This window comes from Methylobacterium sp. WL69 (assembly GCF_008039485.1).
In the GTDB taxonomy this organism is placed as follows: Bacteria; Pseudomonadota; Alphaproteobacteria; order Rhizobiales; family Beijerinckiaceae; genus Methylobacterium.
In genome coordinates, this window is the sequence record NZ_VRUZ01000158.1 from 1 (window position 1) to 4,732 (window position 4,732).

At 72.7% G+C, this 4,732-nt stretch carries 4 protein-coding genes and 1 pseudogene; 3 read left to right on the top strand and 2 right to left on the bottom strand.

Annotated features, from left to right (window positions below):
- Positions 1-1,043 (bottom strand): annotated as a pseudogene (locus tag FV218_RS23345) (DNA helicase); the annotation flags it as partial.
- A 435-nt stretch (positions 1,044-1,478) separates the two neighbouring features.
- On the opposite strand from FV218_RS23345, the gene FV218_RS21830 reads away from it, so the two are divergent.
- Entirely contained in the window at positions 1,479-1,853 is a 375-nt protein-coding gene (locus FV218_RS21830; RefSeq protein WP_147711531.1) for a hypothetical protein, read from the top strand.
- A 48-nt stretch (positions 1,854-1,901) separates the two neighbouring features.
- Here the strand turns inward: FV218_RS21830 and FV218_RS21835 are convergent, their stop codons facing one another.
- Positions 1,902-2,195: a hypothetical protein gene (locus FV218_RS21835; protein WP_147711532.1), complete on the bottom strand. Its 294-nt coding sequence runs from the start codon at positions 2,193-2,195 to the stop codon at positions 1,902-1,904.
- A gap of 159 nt (positions 2,196-2,354) precedes the next feature.
- On the opposite strand from FV218_RS21835, the gene htpG reads away from it, so the two are divergent.
- Positions 2,355-4,223 (top strand): molecular chaperone HtpG, encoded by a 1,869-nt coding sequence (htpG, locus tag FV218_RS21840; RefSeq protein ID WP_147711533.1) that lies wholly within the window; start codon positions 2,355-2,357, stop codon positions 4,221-4,223.
- Between the two features lie 46 nt (positions 4,224-4,269).
- On the top strand, positions 4,270-4,732 hold a 463-nt coding region (locus tag FV218_RS21845), incomplete at its 3' end, for a glycosyltransferase family 4 protein (RefSeq protein ID WP_147711534.1).

The window sequence follows — 4,732 nt, forward strand, 5'->3', positions numbered from 1 at the left end:
GTGGGGGCCGGCGCCGACGGGCGGGCGTCGCCGAGATCCAGGGGGCGGATGCCGCGCCGGCGGCAGCGCCGGACATCGAGGGCGACGTCGAGGGCGGCGGGGGCCGTCTCCTGGACCTGGGCGCCGCCCCGGTCCGTGGCCGCCGCGAACAGGGCCGGCGGCGTGTGGGTGAGCAGCGTCGTCTCGACGAGGATCACGTCCTCGAGGTCGCGGCGCTTGCGCAGGGTCTGCATGTCGTCGACGAGGGCGCTTGGTCCGTCCTCGTCCTTGAGCCACAGGCCGACGAAGGCGTGTCCCGTCGTGAGCACGAGGAGCGGGTGGAGGCCAGCCTGTTCGAGGCACGCGGCGTAGAGGAGCGAGAGGTCGAGGCAGGTGCCGACCCGGCGTTCCAGCACGTCGGACGGCCCCCGGACCTTCTGCCCGGTCTGCTCGAAGCTCGCCGGCGGCAGCACGTAGGCGATGCGGCGGTCGGCGAGCGCCGCCCAGATCGCCTCGGCGACCTCCCAGGCCCGTGCCTTGGTGCCCGCCCCGTAGCCGTCGAGGCCGGTCGCCCGGCCGGCCTGCCCGAGCTTGGTCGCGGCGTCGCGCAGGATCGCATCGACGGCCGGGTCGTTGGGCCGGACGAAGGCGGCGAGCAGCTCCGGGGCGCTGCGGCCGCCGCCCCAATGCGAGGGCGGCAGCAGGCGCAACGCGGTCACGGTCTCGGCCCGTGCCCCGCCCGCCTCCGTCAGGGTCACGGTGAGGTCGAGGCGGCTCGCCTCGGTGAAGCCGGCGAGCACCGCCGCGTCGAGGCGCAGATTCGCGGTGGCCAGATCCGACGCGGCGATGTGGTGGCTGGCGCCGGCCGCGATCCGGTCGAGGCGCACGGTGACGGGCCGCACCACCGGCGGCCGGCTCTCGATCCGCACCGCGACGTCGCGCAGTTCCGCCTCCGACCCGTTGCGGATGACGATCTCCCGGACCACGGGAATCGCGTTCTCGTGGTAGGCGAGGCTGACGTGCTCGGTCGCCTCGCAACCGATCTCGATGGTCCCGTTCCGCACCGTCCGCCCCCTCGCCGGGGAAACCTTAGGGGCTCATCCTGAGGTTGCGCAAGCGGCGCCGGGATGGTCTCCCGTCGGCGCGGCCGCGTGGGCACGGACCGCGGGGGATCGATCCGGGTGCGGCCCTGCGCCGATGGGCGCCCTGCCGCCGGTCGCCCGGGATGTGGCCGCGGAACGGGCTCACCTTGTTTCGCCGCCCCCCGACGCGGTCCGGGCTGGACTCCGGTGTGAGACCTGGGTGTGAGACCTGGGTGTGAGACCTGGGTGTGAGACCTGGGTGTGAGACCTGGGTGTGAGACCTGGCATGGTTTTCGGGCGGCGGAATTCCCGGCGCCATGTTGAGGTGCACCGAGCCGACGCCGCCTGAAGCCGGCTGCAACGGTCCTGACCCGACGGACGTTCTCTCCGGCATCGGTGCGAGAAGGAAGCGACGGTTTGGACGTGACGCGCGCGGATATCCTCCGGCAGGTGATCGCCCAGGCCCGGCGCCGGGCCATGGCCTTCCCGGGCTCCGTCAGCGGGGACGCTTTGCCCTGGGCGGTGGTCGAGGCCTTCGATGCCGAGATCCGCGGCCATGTGGAGCGCGACCGGCGCATCGAGGAGGAGCGCGACCGCGTCCTCATCGCGGCGGTCGGACTGGCCGAGACCCGGCCCGAGGACGGGCCGGCGGCGATCGACGCCGCCCGAGCCCACCTCCACGACGCCATCGATTACCTCGAACAGGCGGTCCTGCGCTTCGGCATCGTGAACCGGCGGGGGGCGCAACGCGGGCTCGGCGAACCCGGCCAGCGCGTCACCGTCAAGCCTTAAGCGAGCCGGAGGCGGCGCGAGGCCGCCCCCTAAGAGTCAGTCGAAGAGTCAGTCGACGACCTTCAGGTCGTCGACGGACACATCACCCGTCTGGCTGGAGAAGCGCGGGGCGCTGCCGTTGGCCTGCTGCACCCCGGAGATGCGGTGGTCGCCGCTGTCGTAGGTGGTGAGCGTGCCGTCGGTCTCGACGAGGAGGCGACGGGCGTCGGGGAAGAAGGCGTAGCGCAGGCCGTTCTGCGAGCCCGTGGTCGAGGGCTGGCCCAGCTCCTGCGGCCACCACGGCTCCGAGCCCTTCATCGGTTCCATGGGCTTCATGGGTTCCATCGGCTTCATCGGTTCCATGGGGCGTCTCCGCGCGTCGCAGGGTGAAGGCATGGCTACGCTCGAACGCCGCGATGGTTGCGCCGCGAGGGTTGCGCCCCTCGGCGGGCGGCATTGAATTCCTTGTCCCCCACGCGCATATCGCGCGCACCCAGCGAAAAAACCTTCGGAGGCGGACCCTTGAGCGACACCGTGGAGCGGCACGAATTCGGCGCCGAGGTCGGGCGCCTGTTGGACCTCGTGGTCCACGCCCTCTATTCCGACCGCGAGATCTTTTTGCGGGAACTGGTGGCCAATGCGGCCGACGCCATGGACCGGCGCCGCTTCGAGGCCCTGACCGACCAAGCCTCCGCCCTGCCGCCCGACGCCAAGGTCCGCATCACCCCCGACAAGGCGGCGCGCACCCTGACCCTGGCGGATGCCGGCATCGGCATGACCAAGGCCGAACTCGCCCAGAACCTCGGCACCATCGCCCGCTCCGGCACCCGCGCCTTCAGCCAGTCCCTCGGCGACGCCAAGCCGGAGGACAAGCCGAGCCTCATCGGCCAGTTCGGCGTCGGCTTCTACTCCGCCTTCATGGTCGCCGACCGGGTCACCGTCACCTCGCGCCGCGCCGGGTCGGACGAGGCCTGGACCTGGGCGTCCGAAGGCCAGGGCAGCTACACCCTGGAGCCGGCGACGCGTCCTGAGCCCGGCACCGACATCGTGCTCCACCTCAAGGCGGATGCCGACGAGTACCTCGAGGGCTACCGCCTCGATCACGTCGTGCGCAAATGGGCCGACCACATCACCGTGCCCATCGCCCTGGTGGAGGACGGCAAGGAGGAGACGGTCAACCAGGGCACCGCCCTGTGGCGCAAGTCCAAGTCCGAGATCACCCCGGAGCAGTACACGGCGTTCTACCGCCACGTCGGCATGAACTTCGACGAGCCGTGGGCGACCCTGCACTGGCGCGCGGAAGGCGCCCTGGAATTCTCGGCGCTGCTGTTCGTGCCCGGCATGAAGCCGTTCCAGGCCGTGGAGAACGAGCGCGCCAGCAAGGTGCGGCTGCATGTCCGCCGCATGTTCATCACCGACGAGGCCGAATTGCTGCCGACCTGGCTGCGCTTCGTCCAGGGCGTGGTCGACACCGAGGACCTGCCCCTCAACGTCTCCCGCGAGATGCTGCAGGCGACGCCGGTCCTGACCAAGATCCGCCGGGCGGTCACCGGCCGGGTGCTCACCGAACTCACCAACCGGGCCAAGGACGCGGAGGGTTACACCCCGTTCTGGGAGAATTTCGGCCCCGTCCTCAAGGAGGGCATCTACGAGGACCACGAGCGCCGGGCCGAGATCGCCCCGCTCCTGCGCTTCCATTCCTCGGCCCAGGACGGCTGGACCTCGCTGCCCGACTACGTCGCCCGGATGAAGGACGGACAGGAGGCGATCTACTACCTCGTCGCCGACGATGCCGACGCCCTGAAGAGCTCGCCCCAGCTCGAGGGATTCCGTGCGCGGGGCGTCGAGGTGCTGCTGCTCTCCGACCACGTCGACGCGTTCTGGCCCGAGGCCCTCGGCCGCTTCGACGACAAGCCCCTGCGCTCGATCACGCAGGGCGCCATCGATCTGTCGACGTTCGCGGACGCGGCCGAGGGCCCCGAGGCCCCGGCTTCCGTGGACGCCCTCGTCGCGGCCCTCAAGACGGCGCTCGCGGCGGACGTGTCCGAGGTCCGCGCCACCGACCGCCTCGTCGAGAGCGCCGTGGTGCTGTCGGCACCCGCCGGCGGGCCGGACCTGCAGATGCAGCGCCTCCTGCGCCGGGCGGGCCGGGGCGGCGCCAGCCTGCCGGTCCTGGAGATCAACCCGCGCCATCCCCTGATCCGCGGCCTGGCCGACCGGGTCGAGGCGGGGGCGGATGTGGCGGAGGCCGCCGGCACCCTCGTCGACCTCGCCCGGGTCCAGGACGGCGACACCCCGCGCGACCCCGTGGCCTTCGCCCGCAAGGTCGCCGCCGCCCTGGCCGCCGCGCCGCCCTCGACCGCGCCCTCAGCCCCGGCCACGGACGCGTGAGCCCCGCCCGCGCCCCGGTCCGCATCCCCGTGCGGGCCGGGGCACCATGAAGATCCTGCTGCCCACCCTCTACGACACGCGCGGCGGCTCGACCCGGGTCCTGCTCGCCGCCGCCGAGGCCCTGGCGCCGGTCCACGCCGTCACGGTCCGGGCGCCCCTGGCCGAGGCCGACGATCCGGCACCCGCCCTGTTCCCGTCCCGGCCCCTCACCGGCCTTTGGCGCAAGCTCGCCGTGCTGCCGCGCCTCGTCCGTCTCCTCGTCCGCGAGACCCGGGCCCTGCGCCGCCTGAGACCGGACCTGATCCACGTCCACGACGAGCCGTCCCTCTACGTCTACGGCCTCGCCGCCCGGGCCCTGCGCCCGCGCCCGTTCGTGCTCTGGCACCTGCACGCCGACGCGGGGGCGGGGCGCACCGCCCGCCTGCGCGTGGCCCTGGCGGATGCCTGCATCCTCATCAGCCCGCACGTGGCCCCGCCGCGCGGCCTGCCCGCCACCCTGATCCCGAACC